At 67.3% G+C, this 19632-nt stretch carries 17 protein-coding genes; 5 read left to right on the top strand and 12 right to left on the bottom strand.

Annotation, left to right across the window (positions count from 1 at the left end):
- Positions 1–268: 268 nt before the first annotated feature.
- The 4 genes from CFB46_RS18515 to CFB46_RS18530 form a co-directional block, all read right to left on the bottom strand.
- Positions 269–565, bottom strand: coding sequence for an H-NS histone family protein (locus tag CFB46_RS18515; protein ID WP_027781681.1), 297 nt, complete (start codon positions 563–565; stop codon positions 269–271).
- 102 nt (positions 566–667) lie between these two features.
- The gene (locus CFB46_RS18520) at positions 668–940 is read right to left on the bottom strand and encodes a hypothetical protein (RefSeq protein WP_063831192.1); all 273 of its coding nucleotides are present in this window, start codon (positions 938–940) and stop codon (positions 668–670) included.
- A gap of 61 nt (positions 941–1001) precedes the next feature.
- Complete coding sequence (locus CFB46_RS18525) at positions 1002–1529, bottom strand: BON domain-containing protein (RefSeq protein WP_089500775.1); 528 nt, start codon at positions 1527–1529, stop codon at positions 1002–1004.
- A gap of 54 nt (positions 1530–1583) precedes the next feature.
- Positions 1584–3071, bottom strand: coding sequence for a sigma-54 interaction domain-containing protein (locus CFB46_RS18530; protein ID WP_089500776.1), 1488 nt, complete (start codon positions 3069–3071; stop codon positions 1584–1586).
- Positions 3072–3387: 316 nt separating this feature from the next.
- Between CFB46_RS18530 and CFB46_RS18535 the strand changes: the two genes are divergently transcribed.
- On the top strand, positions 3388–4791 hold the full coding sequence (locus tag CFB46_RS18535; protein ID WP_089500777.1) for a GntP family permease: 1404 nt from the start codon (positions 3388–3390) through the stop codon (positions 4789–4791).
- 309 nt (positions 4792–5100) lie between these two features.
- The gene (locus tag CFB46_RS18540; RefSeq protein ID WP_027781686.1) at positions 5101–5352 is read left to right on the top strand and encodes a DUF4148 domain-containing protein; all 252 of its coding nucleotides are present in this window, start codon (positions 5101–5103) and stop codon (positions 5350–5352) included.
- 38 nt (positions 5353–5390) lie between these two features.
- Here CFB46_RS18540 and CFB46_RS18545 read toward each other — a convergent pair whose 3' ends face one another.
- Both CFB46_RS18545 and CFB46_RS18550 read right to left on the bottom strand, forming a co-directional pair.
- Complete coding sequence (locus CFB46_RS18545; protein ID WP_089500778.1) at positions 5391–7001, bottom strand: thioredoxin family protein; 1611 nt, start codon at positions 6999–7001, stop codon at positions 5391–5393.
- 255 nt (positions 7002–7256) lie between these two features.
- Complete coding sequence (locus tag CFB46_RS18550) at positions 7257–7757, bottom strand: GNAT family N-acetyltransferase (protein ID WP_089500779.1); 501 nt, start codon at positions 7755–7757, stop codon at positions 7257–7259.
- 570 nt (positions 7758–8327) lie between these two features.
- Between CFB46_RS18550 and CFB46_RS18560 the strand changes: the two genes are divergently transcribed.
- The 3 genes from CFB46_RS18560 to CFB46_RS18570 all read left to right on the top strand — a co-directional run bounded on the left by CFB46_RS18560 (position 8328) and on the right by CFB46_RS18570 (position 12364).
- Positions 8328–10673, top strand: a complete 2346-nt coding sequence (locus tag CFB46_RS18560) for a phosphocholine-specific phospholipase C (RefSeq protein ID WP_089500780.1) — start codon at positions 8328–8330, stop codon at positions 10671–10673.
- A 271-nt stretch (positions 10674–10944) separates the two neighbouring features.
- Positions 10945–11214 (top strand): hypothetical protein, encoded by a 270-nt coding sequence (locus tag CFB46_RS18565; protein ID WP_006480304.1) that lies wholly within the window; start codon positions 10945–10947, stop codon positions 11212–11214.
- A 154-nt stretch (positions 11215–11368) separates the two neighbouring features.
- A complete protein-coding gene (locus tag CFB46_RS18570; protein ID WP_027781690.1) occupies positions 11369–12364 on the top strand; it encodes a DedA family protein/thiosulfate sulfurtransferase GlpE in 996 nt (331 codons plus the stop codon).
- 52 nt (positions 12365–12416) lie between these two features.
- Here CFB46_RS18570 and CFB46_RS18575 read toward each other — a convergent pair whose 3' ends face one another.
- From CFB46_RS18575 to CFB46_RS18600, 6 genes are all read right to left on the bottom strand, one after another.
- Positions 12417–13889, bottom strand: coding sequence for an OprD family outer membrane porin (locus CFB46_RS18575; RefSeq protein ID WP_089500781.1), 1473 nt, complete (start codon positions 13887–13889; stop codon positions 12417–12419).
- Between the two features lie 165 nt (positions 13890–14054).
- Positions 14055–15074: an ABC transporter ATP-binding protein gene (locus CFB46_RS18580; protein WP_027781692.1), complete on the bottom strand. Its 1020-nt coding sequence runs from the start codon at positions 15072–15074 to the stop codon at positions 14055–14057.
- The gene (locus CFB46_RS18585) at positions 15071–16063 is read right to left on the bottom strand and encodes an ABC transporter ATP-binding protein (RefSeq protein ID WP_027781693.1); all 993 of its coding nucleotides are present in this window, start codon (positions 16061–16063) and stop codon (positions 15071–15073) included. Before CFB46_RS18585 ends, CFB46_RS18580 begins: the two co-directional genes overlap by 4 nt.
- A gap of 1 nt (position 16064) precedes the next feature.
- Positions 16065–16967, bottom strand: a complete 903-nt coding sequence (locus tag CFB46_RS18590) for an ABC transporter permease (protein ID WP_089500783.1) — start codon at positions 16965–16967, stop codon at positions 16065–16067.
- A 13-nt stretch (positions 16968–16980) separates the two neighbouring features.
- Positions 16981–17919 (bottom strand): ABC transporter permease subunit, encoded by a 939-nt coding sequence (locus tag CFB46_RS18595; protein ID WP_027781695.1) that lies wholly within the window; start codon positions 17917–17919, stop codon positions 16981–16983.
- 11 nt (positions 17920–17930) lie between these two features.
- On the bottom strand, positions 17931–19544 hold the full coding sequence (locus CFB46_RS18600) for a peptide ABC transporter substrate-binding protein (protein ID WP_027781696.1): 1614 nt from the start codon (positions 19542–19544) through the stop codon (positions 17931–17933).
- Between the last annotated feature and the right edge of the window lie 88 nt (positions 19545–19632).

Raw genomic sequence — 19632 nt, forward strand, 5'->3', positions numbered from 1 at the left:
GATGAAAATCCGCGTCGGGCATGCACCGCGAAAAACGCGAATGCCAATGCGCGTGCATTGCGCCATTACGCGGTTGTTTACGGGAATTCCCCGCTATATGCGGCAGGATCGCGGCGAATTCGCAAAACGGGATCCGTCAATTGCGCGGCATCGCACTTCAATTCGCGAGGGAAAATCGCATGACGATTGCGCCAAAACAAAACGGTGCGAAGGCCGCATGGCCGTTCGCACCGTCAGTCGGCACACGAAAGGTGAGGATTTTCGGGAGTCAGTCCTTGATCAGGAAACGTCCGCGATTCTTGCCCAGCCATGCCGGCGCCCGCCCGCGGCCGCTCCAGGTTTCGCCCGTCTTCGGGTTCAGGTACTTCGGCGGCAAGGTCCGCTTCGGCTTCGCGGCGGCGGCCGATCCTGCCGGGAGAAAACCGAGCTCTTCCGGCGTAATGTCGTATTCGTCGATTTTCGCGCGGATATCCGCAATCGCGTCGGCAATCGCCTTTTCACGTTCCTTGTCGATTTTTTGCTGGAGCCGTTCGAGCTGCGCGCTCAGTTGCCTGTAGGTCGCCATATGGATGGGACTCCGTGAGTGTTATTCGTGAAAAACAAGTGACTCAAAGCAAACAGAAAAGCGCTTCCCCGATCGTGGTCTCCTCGGCCGGTCATTTCGGGATCAATAGCCGCTCTTCTTCTTGCATGCGAAGAGAAGATTTCGCACGGCGTCATCCGTCGATTGCTGGATCACTTCGAAATCGCCGTTGCACATGGCCCGGGCATTGTCCGTGCAATTGCTCCAGTCGCTGCCGGTGCATTGCACCTGAGTGGTCGGGCGCCCGTCCGAAGTGAACAGCGGAGCACTGCCACCGCACCCGCCGAGCCCTGCAACCAGAGCCAACATCACGGCCGCCCGAGGCCACCGACAGACCGACGCAAGCATGTGTTTCATTGTTCTTCCCGTCAACCTTTTTTTGAATGTCGCGAGTATGCCATGGGCAGCCCTTCGGCCGTCAGTCCGGCGTGCGGTCGGGTTGCCCGCGCGCCTTGTACGGCAAGCGCTTGCGCGGATCATCGGTGATGCGAACGAAAACCTGCTCGACGTCCGGAAGCGCCTCGAATTCGTGTTGCAGCGCCTGACGATCGAACGTCGTATCCGCACATCCTTCGACGTAGATAAACCGTCGCTGCACGGTGATCCACAGGCTCGTGCCGCGCAGACGATCGGAGCCGGCGAAGTGCGCCTTCGCCGCCTCGGCGATCGACGCGTCATACATATACGAGTTCGGCTTCGTGCAACGATGGGCGAGCCAGCAGGTCGTGCCGCGTTCGGCGCGGTAGTGCGCATCGTCCGTCATCTCGGCGCGCGTCATCCACGGGCCGAGCGGCAACGGGCATTCGGCCACGTCCTGCGACAGCGCGACGAACGGATCGTTGTACCAGTTGCGCCGCGCTTCGGGCACATCGGCGTCGCCGGCCTGCGCGAGTACGGAGCTCGCCAGCAACATGGTGAGCCATCCTGCAATGCCGATCTGCTTCATCGTGATCTCCTGTTCGATGCGTTACGTCGAGCCGCGTCGACATTGCCGATCGGCCTACCGGTCGATACCGAGCGCCGCCAGTTTCTTGTACAGCGTCGCGCGGCCGATCCCGATACGCGCGGCCGCTTCAATTACCTTCCCGTCACAGGCCGCCAACGCATCGGTCAGGAACTGGCGCTCCCACGCCGCCAGTGCATCGGCATACGAGGCGGCCGGCGCACCGGATGCCGTCGACGCATCGCCCGCGCGCGGCTCGGCCGGCACCGCGGCAACCCGCTGTGTCGGCGCCGCGCCGTCCGGCGAGACACGCACCGGCCCGAGAAACGGCGCGAGCGCGCGCGCATCGATCACCGAACGGTCCGACAGCATCAGCGCGCGTTCGAGCGTATTGCGCAACTCGCGTACGTTGCCGGGCCACGGATACGCGCACAGCATCCGCAGCGCATCGTCGGTCAGCTCGCAGTGCGCGGCGCGCCCGTGCTGGGCCGCCAGCTCCTCGAGCGTCGCGTAGACGAGCGCCGCGATGTCGGAGGCGCGCTCGCGCAACGGCGGCGCATGAATCGTCAGCACGTTCAGCCGGTAATAGAGATCCGCGCGAAACCGCCCGGCCGCCACGAGCGCCGGCAGGTCGGCCGACGTGGCGGCAATGATGCGCACGTCCGCGCGCACGATCCGGTTCGAGCCGACCGGCTCGAACTCCTTGTCCTGCAGCACACGCAGCAGCTTGCCCTGCAACGGCAGCGGCATGTCGCCGATCTCGTCGAGAAACAGCGTGCCGCGATCGGCCAGCTCGAATTTTCCGACGCGCCCCTTGCGATCGGCGCCGGTGTACGCACCGGGCGCCGCGCCGAAGAATTCGGTTTCGAGCAGCGTGTCGGGAATCGCGGCGACGTTGACGGTCACGAGCGGCTGGAGCGCACGCGCCGACGCCGCGTGAATCGCGTGGGCGAGCAGCTCCTTGCCGGTGCCCGTCTCGCCGAGCAGCAGCACCGGCGAATCGACCTGCGCCGCGCGGCGCGCCTGGCGCTTGGTCTCGAGGCTCGCGGCACTCGTGCCGACGAAGCTCGCGAACGTGTATTTCGCGCGGCGCGCCTGGGCGAGCGAGCGCTGCGTCGCGATCAGTTGCTGCTGAAGCTGCGCGTAGCGGGAAAAAATCGGCGTGAGCGTCTTCAACTGGTCGAACAGCGCGAAGCCAATCGCACCGACCGTCTCGCCGGCCTCGTTCTTCAACGGCAGGCGCGTGACGACGAGCGGCTCGCGGCCCGTCTCCATGATGTCGAGCAGGATCGGCTGCCCGGTCGACACGACCTCGCGCATCAGGCTGTTCGGGATCACGGCCTCGCAGTCGAGGCCGACGGCCTGCTGCGGATCGGCGAAACCGAAGCGTGCCGCGTAACGCTCGTTCATCCACACGACGCGCGCGTCGCGATCGACGACCACCGTGCCCGCACTCGAATCCTCGAAGGTCCGGAACAGCGACTCGGCAGCGCGCCGCAGCACGTCGCCGTAGTTCACGGGCAGGCGGATCCAGTCGTTCATCATCGTGTCTTCGTCTCCGTGTATCGTCGGCCGGATGTCTCCGGAACGAGACGGATTATCTCACTCTGGAGACACGCCGCAATGCGTTGTCCGGGAAAGCCCGGCACGATTTCGACGGGTGACCGGACGGCTAAAACGTCTCCAGATGGAGACGTTTTATGTAGAATCGTCAGACCTACACCGGCGCGGGCCCGCCGGCTGCCGGCGGACCCATGTCCGGCGGCGCAATCCGGCCGATGGCACGAAACCTGCACGAACCTGAGCTGGTCCGCGGCACACCGCGCGATCGAACAACAACCAAAGCCATTAGGAGACTCCCTTGTCTTTCGTGATCGTCCTCGCCGCGCTGGCGTTCCTGATGTTTGCCGCGTATCGCGGCTACAGCGTGATCCTGTTCGCGCCGATCGCCGCGCTCGGCGCGGTGCTCCTGACCGAACCCGCCGCCGTCGCACCGGTCTTCTCCGGCATCTTCATGGAGAAGATGGTCGGCTTCGTCAAACTGTATTTCCCGGTCTTCATGCTTGGCGCCGTGTTCGGCAAGGTGATCGAACTGTCCGGGTTCTCCGAGTCGATCGTCCATGCGGCGATCCGCTACATCGGCCGCTCGCGCGCGAATGCGGTGATCGTCGCGGTGTGCGCGCTGCTCACCTATGGCGGCGTATCGCTGTTCGTCGTGGTGTTCGCGGTCTATCCGTTCGCGGCCGAACTCTATCGTCAGAGCAACATTCCGAAACGGCTGATGCCCGGCGCGATTGCACTCGGCGCGTTCTCGTTCACGATGGATTCGCTGCCCGGCACGCCGCAGATCCAGAACATCATCCCGACCACGTTCTTCAAGACGACTGCCTGGGCCGCGCCCGCGCTCGGCACGATCGGCTCGCTGTTCATCATCGTCGTCGGCCTCACGTATCTCGAATGGCGCCGCCGTTCGGCGATGGCGAAGGGCGAGGGCTACGGCACGTCGCTCGTCAACGAGCCGGAGCGCGTCGAGGCAAAGGCGCTGCCGCACCCCGCGCTGGCGATCCTGCCGCTGATCCTCGTCGGCGTGTCGAACTTCGCGTTCACGAAGCTGATCCCGCAGTGGTACGGCGCCGCGTCGTACACGGTCGCGCCGGAAGTGCTGCCGGGCGTGCATGCGCCGATCACGACGTCGATCAAGACGGTCGTCGCGATCTGGTCGGTCGAGGCCGCGCTGCTGCTCGGTATCGTGCTGGTCTTGCTGTCCGCGTTCAAGCGCGTCAGCGGCCGCTTCGCGACAGGCTCGAAGGCCGCCGTCGCCGGCGCGCTGCTCGCCGCGATGAATACCGCGTCGGAATACGGCTTCGGCGGCGTGATCGCCGCGCTGCCGGGCTTCCTCGTCGTCAGCGACGCGCTGAAGAGCATCCCGAACCCGCTCGTCAACGCAGCCGTGTCGGTCAGCTCGCTCGCGGGCATCACGGGCTCCGCGTCCGGCGGCATGAGCATCGCGCTCGCCGCGATGTCCGACCTGTTCATCAAGGGCGCGCAAGCGGCCAACATCCCGATGGACGTGCTGCACCGGGTCGTCGCGATGGCGAGCGGCGGCATGGACACGCTGCCGCACAACGGCGCGGTCATCACGCTGCTCGCCGTCACGGGCCTCACGCACCGCGAGTCGTATCGCGACATCTTCGCGGTCACCGTCATCAAGACGCTCGCGGTATTCTTCGTGATCGCCGTGTACTACGCGACGGGGCTCGTGTAAGCGTTGGCATCAAGGCGGCGTTTCGCGCGCCGCCTTCTCGTCTTTCGAGATCGGACCGCATGCGCACCGGAACGGATTCCGGCACGCGCATCCGGTCCGATTTCATTTCCCTACGCCAAATCGACACGCCGGCAGTCGTCCGAGCCGTCACTCGCCCGGCCGCCACCCATTGTTGCCCGCAGCAAAACACTGCGTTGGGCGCGATCGCATTTTTCGCACGCCCGCGCCGGCCTACACTGGTTTCGACATCGCGCGACGCTTCGACGAACGAAGCGCCGCGATTCACCGGAAATCGTGGAGGTCCGCATCATGAAGCGCCTGATCCAAGCCATTGCCATCGCCCTGGCCGTCTCGGCCCCGTTCGCCGCGCAGGCCCAGTCGAACCCGCCGCTCACGCGCGCGCAGGTCCATGCCGAAGTCAAGGCGCTCAAGCAGGCCGGCTTCCAGTCGAGCGACTGGTTCTATCCGGCCAGCATCGTATCCGCCGAAGCGAAGATCGCCCGTCAGCACGACGCCGGATACGGCAGCGATCGCGGCGCGTCGTCGGAGTCGGGCCGCTAATCCGCCGTCGGCCCGCTCGACGCTCCCTCGGCGCGCCGTTACGCCTTCACGGGCTGGATCAGCTTCGCGCACACCGCCGCCTGCGGATCGCCCGCCGGCAGCTTCTCGCACACGCCGTCGAACTGCTTCACGACCGACCTCACCGACGCATCGTGCGCGCCGCTGCCACGCCAGCGGTTCAGCTGCGTGACGACCTTGGTCAGCGCGCGCAGGTTCGCACCGTAGAACGCGTCGCGGGTCTTGTCGGCCTGCGCGAGCACACTGGCCGCAATCCCTTCGATGCGCGCCGAATCGTCCGGCGCCAGTTCGACCGCATTCGCAAAGTAAGTCGCGCCCCAGCGCAGCTTCGTCGCCGGCCCGCTCGCCGCGTCGTACGCCTTGCGATACCAGTCGAGCGCGGCCGCCTTGTCGCCGCGCGCCTTCGCGTTCGCGGCGAGCCCCGACATGAAGTAGTACGGCGTGGACGAACGCGGCAGCTCGGCCTTCAGCAACGCATCCGATTCGTCGTACAGCCCCGCGTCGGTGAGCGTGTCCGCGCCTTCGCTGACGAGCGCCTGCCGCTCGTACGCGTTCGCCGCGCCCTGCACCGACGCGGCGATCTGTTTGCGCGCGGTGTCGGCGAGCGCCGGTGCGGCGGGCGGTGCGCCCTTGCGCGCGTCGCCGCGCGCGAGCAGCACGCGGCCGTGCAGCGCCATCAGCCGGTCGATCGACGACAGCGTGCCGTCGGTCGACAGGCGCGCCAGCGCCGTGTCGTACGCGCCGCGCAACTTCGTGCGCTGCGCGTCGCCGCCGCTGCCGCCGCCGCCGCCGAGATACGCGACCACGCGTGCCGGCGCCGCGACCAGCACGTCCGAATCGGCCCGCGACAGCGCGGGATCGTGCAGCACCGTGCGCAGCGAATCGGCCAGCGCGGCCTTGTCGAGCGCACCGGCCTGCGCCGGGTCGTCCGACGCGGCGACCACCGCCGACTTCAGCGCGAAGCGCGCCGATTCGGCTTTCGCCCCCACCGCCCGTGCGCGTTGCGCGAGCGACTGCAGCGTCTCGGCGACGCGATCGGCCGGCACCGGCAGCGCACCGTCGGTATCCCATGAATAGTCGGCCAGCAGGCGCCATTCGTCCGGCGTCAGCGACGCGCCGTTCTTCAGCGCCGTCGCGAGCGTCTGCCGCACCGGATGCGCGGCCGTCATCCCGAGCGACAGCGCCTGCATGTAGCGGTCGAGATCGGCTTCGCCCGGCAGCCGCGTGACTTCGGTGCCGTCGGGGCGGAACAGGATCATCGTCGGATAGCCGTGCACCTTGAACCGCTCGCCGAGCTTCTGCGCGCTTTCGGTATCGCCGTCGAGATACACGGGCACGAAGAACGACGAACGTGTCTTGAATGCCTGCTGGCTGAAGATCGTCGACTTCACCTGGTTGCACGACGGACACCATACCGCGCCCCAGTACAGCAGCAGCGGCTTGCCCTCGCGCTTCGCGAGCGCGAACGCGGCATCGACGTCGCCGTGTTGCCACGCGATGCCGGGCGGCAGATGCGCACCGTCGGGCGATGCGTTCGCCACCGGGGCGCCCGCGGGCGCGGCAGCGGCAAGTGCCGCACCGGCGGCAGCGAACAGGCAGGCGGCGGTGAGATTGCGGAGTACGGTTTTCATCGAAGCAGGTTCCATTGAAAAAGACGGTTTCGGGGAATGCCGCGCGCGCAACGAGGGCCGTGATGCGACGACGATGAGGCCGGCCGACATGCGGCGCCGCGCATGCATCGATACGGAAAACGAAGCCAGCCGCGGCGACCGGCAAATCGTTCGACGATACGACGGGTACAGCCGAAGGAAAACGAACGAATTCTCGATTGAATATGACGCGCGGCGTCGCGGTCGCGTGCCGTCACGTCCGCGACGGCCGGCCGTTCATTGCCGCGCCTTGAGCCGGGCCATGTGATACACGGACGCCTGCACGCCGTCGCGCAACGCGTAATCCGGCGATTCGCCTTCGATGCGGAAACCGTGTTTCTCGTAAAGCGCGATCGCCGCGCGGTTGTCGGTAAACACGGTCAGCTCGAGACGCGTGATGTTCAGCCAGTTCTCCGCGAGATCGATCGCGGCCGCGAGCAGCCGGCCGCCGATGCCGCGCCCATGACGAGTCGCGTCGACCATCATGCCGAGCGCCGCCGCGTGGCGCCGGCGGGGATTCGGCTCGGGATGCAGGCCGAGATGGCCGACCACCGTGCCGTCGATGTCGGCGACGAGGCTCACGCCGTGCTCGCGCACGTCGTCGAGCCGCTTCCGCCATTTTTCGAGCGACGGAAAAGGAAGTTGCAACGTATTCACGTACACCGCGGGATGCGCGGCGATCTGCCGGATCGCGTCGACGTCGTGCGTCTCGCTGTGCCGGATCCTGATATCGGTCATGGGTGGGCCGGTTCCGAAAAGTCGCGCCACAGGCGCGGACTGCGCAGGCGCGCAGCAATGCATCGAGCTTAGCCGATTTCACGCATTCGAAACACGGGTGTCACACCGCCGCCCGTCAGGTTGCATCCGCAACGAAACGCGCACGCGCCACCCTCGCAAAATCCGGAAAATTCTGACCGATCACACCTGCGAAGATCGGTAATTTCTTACCGTTTTCGACCTCGCATTCGCCCTTGAACGAATCGTTGCGCGCGCAACGTCACGTACGCGACATGCGATGTCATTTCTTCATCATGGCGACGTCATGTCGCCTCCCTAGACTGGGCGCCGCCCCAGCCCGGCATACGCCGGCCCGATGTGTGCCGACCCTGCCCCGCGCATCACGAGCGTGCGGTGCGCAGGATCGCGACGGCGAGGCCGCCGCATCCGCGCGACGTCGCGCGCCGGGCGCGATACGCGCAGCCGATGCCCCGAACGCGCACGCATCGCGGATCGTCCCGGGGCGGGACGACGCCCGGGCGCCACCAGACGAACTCACGAACGCTCCCACCCTCACAGGATCCGAACGCCATGACGTCACGCCGCAAATTCCTTCAGCAGACCGCCGGCTCCGGCCTCGCCGCCGCCGCGCTGTCCGCGTTTCCGCCGAGCATTCGCCGCGCGCTCGCCATTCCCGCCTTCCACGAAACGGGAACCATCCAGGACGTCAAGCACGTCGTGCTGCTGATGATGGAGAACCGCGCGTTCGACAGCTACTTCGGCACGTTCAAGGGCGTGCGCGGCTATGGCGACCGTTTTGCGGTGCCGTCGCCGAACGGCCGCGACGTGTTCTACCAGGCATACACGAAGGCGACGCCCGCCGCGACCGTGACGCCGTATCACCTGGACGCGCGCCAGGGCAACGCGCAGCGCGCGGGCGGCACGCCGCACACGTGGGCCGATGCGCAGGCCGCGTGGGATCACGGCCGGATGAACCGCTGGCCCGACGCGAAGACGCCGCTGTCGATGGGCTATTACGATGCGGCCGAAGTGCCGTTCCAGCGCGCGCTCGCCGATGCGTTCACGCTGTGCGATCACTACCACTGCGGGATGCACACGGGCACGATCGCGAATCGCCTGTTCTACTGGAGCGGCACCAACGGCCCGAACGGCATCAGCCCGGCCGACGGCAACCGCGTGAAGATCGCCGCGCTGAACAACCAGTTCAACGGCGGCAACGACATCGGCCCGTCGAGCCAGGGCTGGACCTGGACGACCTATGCCGACCGGCTGCAACAGGCGGGCGTGAACTGGAAGGTCTACCAGAGCCTGATCGACAACTTCGGCTGCAACGAGATGATGAGCTTCCGCCACTGGCGCGCGGCGATCGAGCAGATGCCGGCCGCGCGCCGGCCCGCGTACGTCGCGTCGACCGATATCACGCAGCCGGTGACGGCGGCCGGCGCGTTCTACGACCCCGCGATCGACGATCCGCTGAGCCCGCTCGCGAAGGGCTTCGGCAACACGATGCCGTACGGCTTTCTCGAAACGTTCCGCGAGGACATCCGCAACGGCAAGCTGCCGGAAGTGTCGTGGATCATCCCGCCGTCCGCGTACAGCGAGCACCCCGGGCCGTCGAGCCCCGCGCAGGGCGGCTGGTACGTGCAGGCCGTGCTCGACGCGCTGACGGCGAACCCGGAGGTCTGGAGCAAGACCGTGCTGCTGGTCAACTACGACGAGAACGACGGCTTCTTCGACCACATGCCGTCGCCGGCCGTGCCGTCGCGCAACGCCGACGGCACGCTCGCGGGCGGCCATACGCTGTCGGCCGCCGACGTCGCGGTCGAGTACCACGACTTCACGCCGGCCACGTCGAACCAGCCGGCAGCCGACGGCCGTCCGTACGGCCCCGGCCCGCGCGTGCCGATGTGGATCGTGTCGCCGTGGAGCCGCGGCGGCTGGGTCAACTCGCAGGTATTCGACCATACGTCGACGCTGCGCTTCCTCGAGACGCGCTTCGGCGTCGCGGAGCCGCAGATCAGCGCGTACCGCCGCGCGGTGTGCGGCGACCTGACGAGCGCGTTCAATTTCCGCACGCCGAACGACGAGCCGCTGCCGACGCTCGCGGGCCGTACGACGAAAAGCCAGGTCGACGCGCTGAGCGCCGCGCAGCAAACCGCGCCGAAGATCGTGCCGCCCGCCACACCCGCGCTGCCCGCGCAGGCAACCGGCGTGCGCCCGTCGCGCGCCCTGCCGTACGAACTGCACGCGAGCGCGCGCACCGATGCCGGCGCCGGCACGGTCACGCTGAAGTTCGCGAACACCGGCCGCGCCGCCGCCGTGTTCCACGTCTACGACAAGCTGCACCTCGACCGGCTGCCGCAACGCTACGTCGTCGAGCCCGGCAAGACACTGCACGGCGACTGGCCCGCGCGCGCCGACAACGGCGGTAAATATGACCTGTGGGTGCTCGGCCCGAACGGCTATCACCGCCGCTTCACCGGCGACCTGAGCCGCCTGGCCGGCGCTCGCGCGCCGCATCCGGAAATCCGCGTCGGCTATGCGGGCGCGAGCGGCAACCTCCACCTGCGGCTGCGCAACGACGGCGGCGGCACGGTGCGTTTCACGGTGAAGTCGAACCAGGTCTACGGGCCGCTGTCCGGGCGCGGCGGAAACGACGGCCACGGCCATGGCCACGACAATGAAAACGATCACGCCCAGGGCAACGGCCATGGCGCCGGCACCACGTGGACCGTCGCGGTACGCGCCGGCGACCAGTCCGAACTGCACTGGAAGCTCGACTCGACCGGCCACTGGTACGACTTCATCGTCACCGCCGACAGCGACGCGAGCTTCTCGCGCCGCCTGGCCGGCCGCGTCGAAACCGGCCGCCACTCGGTCAGCGACCCGGCGATGGGACTCGGCGACCGCTTCTGACGCCGCCGCGGCGACGCGCGGCGCAGCGCGTGTCGCCGCCCGCGTCGGCGTGGCCGCGAACGCCGCTCGGGCACCGGTTTCGGCCGGCGCCCGATCCGGCGCAGACGCCCGCCCGGCGCGGCTCAAACATCAGAAGGATCGGTGGTTCAGCCCTCATTTCACCCCCTCGAAAATGCTCCGTTTTGCGGCCTGTTCGCGTTAAACTGCGTCAAGCTGTATTCAACAAAGACATCCTTGCCGCCAAGGCACCCACGACACGAGGATAGGTTCGATGCGCACTACCGGCTCATCCGGGGCAATGACCCTGCTCACCGAACACGACGCGGCCGACGGCCGCGAACTGCGCTCGCTCCGGCTCGAAGCGACCGGCGACGGCAAGAGCGTGCTGCTGATCGAGATCGACGAACGCAAGCCCGGCATCCATCGCGAAGTCCGCTACGAGATCACCCCGGCCGAACTGATCGCGGCGATCCGCTCGCACGGCGCCGAGCTGCCCGGCGAAAACCACGGCGCCGCATCGCTCGCCCGCACGCCCTCGTGATTCCGAACGGTGAGCCGCGCGCCATGCGCCGGCTCACCCGCATCTCCCTGCCGCCGTCAGGCGCTTTGCATCATTCCCGCCGCTGTGTCGAAAAAGGCCGATAATCGGCCCATCTGCATTTCCCGCCCACGCGTTTCTTTTTCGGCCAGCCGTCATGCTCCTACGTGACCTCGTCGCCCAATACGGGCCGCTTCTCGTGTTCGCCAACGTGCTCGCGGCGGCGATCGGCCTGCCGGTGCCCGCGATGCCGACGCTCGTGCTGTTCGGCGCGATGTCGGCGATGCATCCGGCGATGATCGGCTCGCAGCTCGTGACGGTCGTGGTGCTGTCGGTGCTCGGCGCGCTGATCGGCGACACGGTCTGGTACGTCGCCGGGCGGCGTTACGGCGGCACGACGCTGAAGACGATCTGTCGGCTGTCGCTGTCGCGCGATACCTGCGTGAAAAAGACCGAACGCTTCTTCGGCCGCTACGGCGTGCGCGTGCTCGCGGTCGCGCGTTTCATTCCGGGATTGTCGCTGGTGTCGGTGCCGATGGCCGGTGCGCTCGGCACACGCTATCGCACGTTCGCCGGCTACGACGCGCTCGGCGCCGCGCTGTGGACGATCGTCGGGCTGCTGGCCGGCCTCGTGTTCTACCGGCAGATCGACTGGCTGTTCGCCGGCGCGAGCCGTCTCGGCCGTGCGGTGCTGCTGATCATCGTCGCGCTGCTCGCAATCTATGCGGCCGTGCGGTGGATGCGCCGCCGTGCGCTGATCCGCCAGCTCGCGAACGCGCGGATCGGCGTCGACGAGCTCGACGTGCTGCTGCGCGACACCGCCGCCCCGGTGGTGCTCGACGTCCGCTCGCCCGAGCACCGCAAGCTCGACCCGTTCACGATTCCCGGTGCGCAGTTCGCCGACGAGCGCCGGATCGCCGACATCGTCGCGCGCTATCCGCTCACGCAGAAGTTCGTCGTATATTGCTCGTGCCCGAACGAGGTGACGGCCGCGCTGATGGCGAAGCGCCTGCTCGATGCAGGGTTCACCGATGCGCTCGCGCTGCGCGGTGGCCTCGACGCATGGCGCGATACGGGCCGCCAGCTCACGTCGCTCGTGGAAGAAACGCCTGCCGCGAGCGAGCCGGTCGCGGGATGGCACAAACCGGCCTGATCGCACCGATCGCGGGCCGGCTGCGAGATAGGGGGCATTGCGCCCCCTTCCATCAGAACGCGTGCAGCGGCAGGTTCACGACCAGACGGTACTCGGTGTTCGTCGCGTCCGAGTAGTGCGCCGAACCGGCGTGCCACATCGCGATGAACGTGACCTTCGTGTTCTTCAGCTTGCCGCTCTGGAACGTGTACGACGGGATGAAGCCGAACTCGTGGTGACGGCCCTGCACCGGCGCACCGTTGCTCCAGTAGATGCTCGACTTGCTCGGATCGTTCGCCGCGCCGGCGCTGCCGTCCGCCCCCCAGCCCGTCACGCCCCACACCATCGCCTTGAAGCCCGGCAGGCCCGCTTCCTTGCCGTAGAACGTGTAACGCAGCTGCAGCGATTTTTCGTGCGGCGCGTTGTAGTCGACGTCCATCGAGTTGGTCAGGAAGATGCCGTTCGTTTCGTTCAGGTAGTCGAAGAACTGATCGCCGAGCACCTGCTGGAAGCCGAGCAGCAGCTCGTGCGGGCCGTGCTGCGCGGCCAGCGACAGGCTGTACGCGTTGTTGTTGATCTTGCCCTGCAGCGCATCGCCCGTGTCGTGCGTCGAGTAGACGTTGCCGAAGCCGGTCCACTTGATCGTCTGCGGGCTGCCGACGCTGTGCTTCACCGACGCGTAGTACTGGTGCCACACGTCGTCGGCCTGGTTCGCGTACAGCGCGACTTCGCCGTTCGGCGAGTAGTCCCACGTGCCGCCGACGTAGGTCAGGCGATTGATGCGCGTGCCGCCGTATTGCGTCGTCAGGTTGGTGAGCGTCGTATGGCCGCGCGCGTCGGTCTTCGTGAAGCTGCCGCCCTCGAGCATCACGTTCTTGAATTCGTTGCTGACGATCGTCGCGCCGAGGAACGTCGGCGGCAGCGCACGGTTGTCGTGCTGCTCCATGAACGGGTTGTCGACGGCCTGCAGACCGTACTTGACCACCGTGTTCGAGATGCGCGCCTTGATGTCGTAGATGCCCGGATAGGCCCACGCGAGCTGGTTGCCGCCGCCGCCGCCCTTCGCGATGTGCACCATGCTGCCGGCGCCCTGGCCGCCGTCGAGCTTCAGCGCCGCATACAACGACGCATCGAAGCCGATCCCGATCAGGCCGGTCGTATAGCCCGACTCGAAGTTCGCCATCGCGCCCTGGACCCACGCATGGCGATGCGGCCCGCCCTTGTTGTCGAGCACGTCCGCATAGTTACGGAACAGGAAGTCGAGATGGCTGTCGGCAATGAAGCCGTTCGATTTCGACTGCGCCGACGGCTCGTCGGGCGGCGTGACGGCCTGGGTCGCCTCGGCGTTGACAATGGCGTTCGGGGTCGTTGCCTGCGCAACGGTTGCGCCCGACCCGGCGGCCGGCGCGGCCTGCGCGACCGTCAGCGGCGCCGGCGCCGCGTCGTCGGCGTGCGCGACGCCCGTCAGCGACACGCCGGCGAGCGCCGGTAGTCCCCATGCAAGCAGCATCTTCGATGCCGTCCCGATCGTCTTCTGCTTTTTCATCGTGATTCTCGTCTTGTGTTGATGTCGTCCACGCCGGTTGCGATCCGCTTCCAGCCCCCCGGCGAGCCCGGCTAAGGACGCGCCTGTACCCGCGGCGCGAAGATCGTTCGCGCCGCACCTACCCCTGTTGACCTGCCTTGGTTATGTTTGCTGCGTCACTTCACATCACGCCGCGCCCGCGCGGATACACGCGACGCGCGCCGCCGACCCCTGCCGCACTTCCGGCAGCGGCACGTCCTGCGCGCACGCGTCGATCGCGACCGGGCAGCGCGTGCGGAACGCGCAGCCGGACGGCGGGTTGAGCGGCGAGGGCATCTCGCCCGCCAGCAGCATCGGACGGCGAGCACGCTCGCGCGCCGGCTCCGGCGTCGGCGCCGCATCGAGCAGCGCCTTCGTGTACGGGTGTTGCGGCACGCCGTACACGTCATGCCGCGTGCCGAACTCCATCACGCGGCCGAGATACATCACGAGCACGCGCTGGCTGATGGCCTTCACCACCGCCAGGTCGTGCGCGACGAACAGATAGGACAACGACAGGTCGCGCTGCAGATCGCGCAGCAGGTTCACGATCTGCGCCTGGATCGACACGTCGAGTGCCGACACGGGCTCGTCGCAGATCACGAGCTTCGGCTCGCCGATCAGCGCGCGCGCGATGCCGACGCGCTGGCACTGCCCGCCGGAAAATTCATGCGGGTAACGCAGCAGGTGATGCGCGTTCAGGCCGACGCGTTCGAGCATCGAGACCACGCGGCGGCGCACTTCGGCGCGGCCGAGGCCGGGCTGGTGCGTGACGAGCGGCTCCGCGACGACCTGCTCGATCGTCATGCGCGGATCGAGCGACGCGAGCGGATCCTGGAAGATCATCTGCACTTCGCTGCGCATCGCGGTGCCGCGCAGGTGATCGGGCGCCACGGCCTGGCCGCGCCATTTCACGGTGCCGGCCGTCATCGGCACGAGGCCGATCAACGCGCGAGCGAGCGTCGATTTCCCGCAGCCCGATTCGCCGACGAGCCCGACCGTCTCGCCGCGCCTGACGTCGAACGACACGCCGTCGACCGCGCGCAGCGTGCCCTTCGGCGACCACGGATAGCCGCCGAGCGGCACGCGAAAATGCACCTTCAGATTCTCGACGGACAGCAGCGTGTCGTCCGTCGCGCCGGCTTGGCGGCGTTCATCGACGCTCATCGCAGACCTCCCGTCAGATCGGCCACGGGCCGGTGGCACGCGCGCACCGCGCCCACGGCGCCATAGGTTTCGAGCGCGGGGCGCGCGGCGCCGCAGCGTTCTTCCGCATACGTGCAGCGCTTCGCGAACGCACAGCCGGCCGGCGCGGTGCCGGGCATCGGCGGGTTGCCGGGAATCGCGACGAGCGGCGCATCGTCCGCGTCGGTCAGGCGCGGCAGCGCGTTGAGCAGGCCGATCGTGTACGGATGCGACGGCGCCGCGAAGATCGATTCGGCCGGCGCGTATTCGACGGTGCGGCCCGCGTACATGACCATCACGTCGTCGGCTAGGCCGGCGACCACACCCATGTCGTGCGTGATCAGCACGATCGCGGTGCCGCGCTCGCGGTTCAGCTCGCGCAGCAGGTCGATGATCTGCGCCTGCACGGTCACGTCGAGCGCGGTGGTCGGCTCGTCCGCGATCAGGATTTCCGGCTCGGACAGCAATGCCATCGCGATCATCACGCGCTGGCGCATGCCGCCCGAGAACTCGTGCGGATACATGCGGATGCGGCGCGCCGCGTCGGGAATGCGCACCGATTCGAGCGCCTCGATCGCGCGCTTGACGGCTGCCTTGCGCGACAGCTTGCGATGCAGCTGCAGCGTTTCGGTCATCTGCCGCTCGATCGTCAGGAACGGATTGAGCGACGTCATTGGATCCTGGAAGATCATCGCGATCCGGTCGCCGCGCACCGCGTTCAGCGCGCGCGTATTCATGTCGAGCAGGTTGTCGCCGCGATAGCGCGCGGTGCCGGTCGTCGTGCCGTTGGCGGCCAGGAGGCCGAGCATCGCCATCACGGTCTGGCTCTTGCCCGAGCCCGATTCGCCGACGATGCCGAGCGTCTTGCCGGCTTCGACCGAGAACGACACGCCGTTTACGGCATCGATCGGCGGGGCGTCCTTGCGCGTGAAGCGCACGCCGAGGTTGTCGACTTCGAGTAGTGCGGTCATCTCAACGATCCTTCGGGTCGAGCGCGTCACGCAGGCCGTCGCCGACGAAGTTCACGCAGTAGAGCGTCACGCACAGCATGACGGCCGGGGCCAGCAGCAGCCACGGCATCGATTCCAGTTTCTGCGCGCCGTCCTGGATCAGCACGCCCCAGCTCGTCATCGGTTCCTGCACGCCGAGGCCGAGGAACGACAGCACCGACTCGGTCAGCACGATGTTCGGCACCGAGACCGTCGCGTACACGACGACCACGCCGAGCAGGTTCGGCACGACGTGGCGCCGCACGATCGAGGCGGGCGACACGCCGATCGCACGCGCCGCATCGACGAACTCGCGATTGCGCAGCGACAGCGTCTGGCCGCGCACGACGCGCGCCATGTCGATCCACGAGAACGCGCTGATGGTCAGCACGACCAGCATGAACGAGCGGCCGAACAGGGTCATCATCAGGATCGCGATCAGCAGGTACGGGATCGCGTACATCATGTCGACGATGCGCATCATCACGGAGTCGACGCGGCCGCCCGCGAAGCCCGCGGTCGCGCCCCACGCGACGCCGAACAGGCCCGACACGAGCGTGCCGAGCAGACCGACCTCGATCGACACGCGGCCGCCGATCAGCGTGCGCACCAGCAGGTCGCGGCCGAGCTCGTCGGTGCCGAACCAGTGCTGGTTGGTCCAGGTCGGCGGCAGGCTGATCGAGCCCCAGTCGCTCGCGGCGGGATCGGCCGCGAGCAGCCACGGGCCGGCGAAGCAGGCGAGCGTGATCAGCGCGAGCAGCACGAGGCTGAACACGGCCGCGCGGTTGTGAAGGAAGCGCGCGAACGCCAGCTCGAGCGGCGAGCGCGAACGCGGCGGCGAATCGGTCTGCACGGGCAGGCCGACGACGGGAGTGGTCGGAGTCATCGCTATGCCTCGCTCAATAACGGATGCGCGGGTCGAGCCACGCGTACGCGAGGTCGACCAGCAGGTTGAACAACACCGCGAAGACGGTCGTCAGCACGACGAGGCCGAGCACCAGCGTGTAGTCGCGGTTGATGGCGCCGTTCACGACGAGCTGCCCGAGGCCCGGCAGCGCGAACACCGATTCGGTGACGACGGCCGCCGTGATCGACGTGATGCAGACCGTGCCGAACAGCGACACGACCGGCATGAGTGCGGGCTTCAGCGCGTGGCGCAGCACGATCGTCGAGCCCGGCAGGCCCTTCGCGCGCGCGGTGCGGATGTAGTTGCTCGACAGCGTCTCGATCATCGAGCCGCGCATCACGCGCGCGAGCAGCGACACGTTGATGAAGGTGAGCAGCACGATCGGCAGCAGCCGGTACTGCCAGCCGCCGTCGCCCCAGCCGCCCGCCGGCAGCCAGCCGTTGCCGGCCGACGTCTTCAGCAGGATCGCGAAGATCCACACCAGCACCGGGCCGAGCACGAACGGCGGCACGACGTTGCCGAAGTTGCCGATCAGCATCACGAAGCGATCGATCACGCTGTCGCGGCGCACGGCCGCGACGGTGCCGAGCAGCACGCCGACCACGATCGAGATCGGGATCGACACGCCGCCCACGCCGAGGCTCACGGGCAGCGCCTTCTTCACGAGATCGTTCACCGACCAGTCGACGTAACGGAACGACGGGCCGAGATCACCGTGCAGCAGCGAACCGAGATACAGCAGGTACTGCTTCCACAGCGGCTCGTCGAGGTGGTACTTCGCGTTCAGGTTCGCGAGCGTCGCGGCGGACAGCTGCTTCTCCGTATCGAACGGGCCGCCGGGCGTGAAATGCAGCAGCAGGTAGCAGACGGTGATGACCGCGAGGATCGTCGGCACCGCCCACAACGTGCGCCTCAATGCGTAGGCCAGCATGATCGCTCCGCTCAGTGCTTGATCAGGTACAGGTCCTGCGAAGCACGCATGTCGATCACGTTCTTCAGCGAATAGCCGCCCACGTAGGGCTTCACGAGACGGTCGGCCGAATACTGGAACAGCGGCACCATCGGCGTGTCGTTCATCGCCATGTCGTGCGCCTGCGTGAGCAGCGCGGCGCGCGCCTTGTCGTCGAGCTTCTGGTTGCCTTCGTCGACGAGCGCGTCCATCTGCTTGTTGCAATAGCCGACGGTGTTCTGCGAGCTGCCGCAGCGGATCAGGTCGAAGAAGGTCATCGCGTCGTTGTAGTCGGCGAACCAGCCGTCGCGCGCGATCTGCACCTTGCCGTCATGCCGCTCCTTCATCAGCACCTTGAATTCGACGTTCTCGAGCTTCGTGGTGATGCCGAGCTTCGTGCGCCATTCCGAGGCGGTGAACAGCGCGACCTTCTTGTGCAGGTCGTTGGTGTTGTACGTGAGCGTGAACGACAGCGGCTTCGCGTCCGAATAGCCGGCCTGCTTCAGCAGGTCCTTCGCGGTCGCGATGCGCTTGGCCATCGGCCACGACGCCCATTCCGGCGTGAACGGCTGCACGCCCTTCGTGCCGTTCGGCATCAGCCCGTACATCGGCTTCTCGCCGGCCTGCGTGAGCTTCGACGTGAGCACGTCGCGATCGATCACCATCGACAGCGCCTGGCGCACGCGCTTGTCCTTCAGCGCCGCGTCGCTGTTGTTCAGGTAGTAGTAGTAGGTCGCGAGCTGCAGGCCCGGGCGCAGTTCGCCGCCGAACTGCTTGCTCACCTGCTGGAAGATGCCCGACGGAATCGAGTAGCTGTAGTCGATCTGGCCGGCCTGGTACATGCGCATCGCGGTTTCGTCGCTTTCGATCGGCAGGTACGTGACCTTGTTGATCACGACCTTCGACGCGTTCCAGTACTTCGTGTCCTTCGTCGCCACGATGCGGTTGTTCGGCTGCCAGTCGACGAGCTGGTACGCGCCGTTGCTGACGATGTTGCCCGGGCGCGTCCATGCGTCGCCGAACTTCGCGACCACGTCCTTGTTCACCGGCGCGAGCGGCGCCATCGCGGTCAGCTCGGGGAAGAATGCGACGGGCACGTCGGTCGTCACCTCGAGCGTGTACGGATCGACGGCGCGCACGCCGAGCGTCGAAGATGCGGCCTTGCCGGCGATGATGTCCTTCGAATTCTTGATGAATTCGACGAGGATCGTGTATTTCGAGCCCGTCTTCGGATCGACGAGGCGCTGCCACGAATAGACGAAATCGGCGGCCGTCACCGGCTGGCCGTTGCTCCACTTCGCGTCGCGGCGAAGCTTGAAGATCCACGTCTGCGGCGTCTTGCGTTCCCACGACAGCGCGACGCCCGGCACGACCTGGCCGGCCGCATCGATGCGCGCGAGCCCTTCGAACAGGTCGAGGCCGATCGTGTTGCCGGTCCACGATTCGATGTGCGCCGGGTCGAGCGACTCGACTTCGGCCGGCACCTGTCGCGTCAGGTCCTGTTGCGGAGCGAGCGCGACGTTCGACGGAACGGTTACGGCGTGGGCGACGGGCGTCGTCAGGGCGAGCGCGGCCAGCACGGCCGACATGGCATGCAAGGATTTCATCGTGGCAGTCTTGAGAAAGTGTGTTCGGTGAGCGTCGCGCGGCGGATGCCGCGGATTACGCGTGAGACGCTGACGGGTGCAGCGATCG

The sequence above is a fragment of the Burkholderia sp. HI2761 genome, assembly GCF_002223355.1.
Lineage (GTDB): Bacteria > Pseudomonadota > Gammaproteobacteria > Burkholderiales > Burkholderiaceae > Burkholderia.

Coding starts and splice junctions, on each gene's coding strand:
- CFB46_RS18540 (WP_027781686.1), top strand. CDS start 5,101: ATGAAGCGCCTGATCCAAGCCATTGCCATCGCCCTGGCCGTCTCGGCC.
- CFB46_RS18585 (WP_027781693.1), bottom strand. CDS start 16,063: ATGACCGCACTACTCGAAGTCGACAACCTCGGCGTGCGCTTCACGCGC.
- CFB46_RS18560 (WP_089500780.1), top strand. CDS start 8,328: ATGACGTCACGCCGCAAATTCCTTCAGCAGACCGCCGGCTCCGGCCTC.
- CFB46_RS18595 (WP_027781695.1), bottom strand. CDS start 17,919: ATGCTGGCCTACGCATTGAGGCGCACGTTGTGGGCGGTGCCGACGATC.
- CFB46_RS18575 (WP_089500781.1), bottom strand. CDS start 13,889: ATGAAAAAGCAGAAGACGATCGGGACGGCATCGAAGATGCTGCTTGCA.
- CFB46_RS18600 (WP_027781696.1), bottom strand. CDS start 19,544: ATGAAATCCTTGCATGCCATGTCGGCCGTGCTGGCCGCGCTCGCCCTG.
- CFB46_RS18590 (WP_089500783.1), bottom strand. CDS start 16,967: ATGACTCCGACCACTCCCGTCGTCGGCCTGCCCGTGCAGACCGATTCG.
- CFB46_RS18545 (WP_089500778.1), bottom strand. CDS start 7,001: ATGAAAACCGTACTCCGCAATCTCACCGCCGCCTGCCTGTTCGCTGCC.
- CFB46_RS18530 (WP_089500776.1), bottom strand. CDS start 3,071: ATGATGAACGACTGGATCCGCCTGCCCGTGAACTACGGCGACGTGCTG.
- CFB46_RS18565 (WP_006480304.1), top strand. CDS start 10,945: ATGCGCACTACCGGCTCATCCGGGGCAATGACCCTGCTCACCGAACAC.
- CFB46_RS18550 (WP_089500779.1), bottom strand. CDS start 7,757: ATGACCGATATCAGGATCCGGCACAGCGAGACGCACGACGTCGACGCG.
- CFB46_RS18520 (WP_063831192.1), bottom strand. CDS start 940: ATGAAACACATGCTTGCGTCGGTCTGTCGGTGGCCTCGGGCGGCCGTG.
- CFB46_RS18570 (WP_027781690.1), top strand. CDS start 11,369: ATGCTCCTACGTGACCTCGTCGCCCAATACGGGCCGCTTCTCGTGTTC.
- CFB46_RS18515 (WP_027781681.1), bottom strand. CDS start 565: ATGGCGACCTACAGGCAACTGAGCGCGCAGCTCGAACGGCTCCAGCAA.
- CFB46_RS18580 (WP_027781692.1), bottom strand. CDS start 15,074: ATGAGCGTCGATGAACGCCGCCAAGCCGGCGCGACGGACGACACGCTG.
- CFB46_RS18525 (WP_089500775.1), bottom strand. CDS start 1,529: ATGAAGCAGATCGGCATTGCAGGATGGCTCACCATGTTGCTGGCGAGC.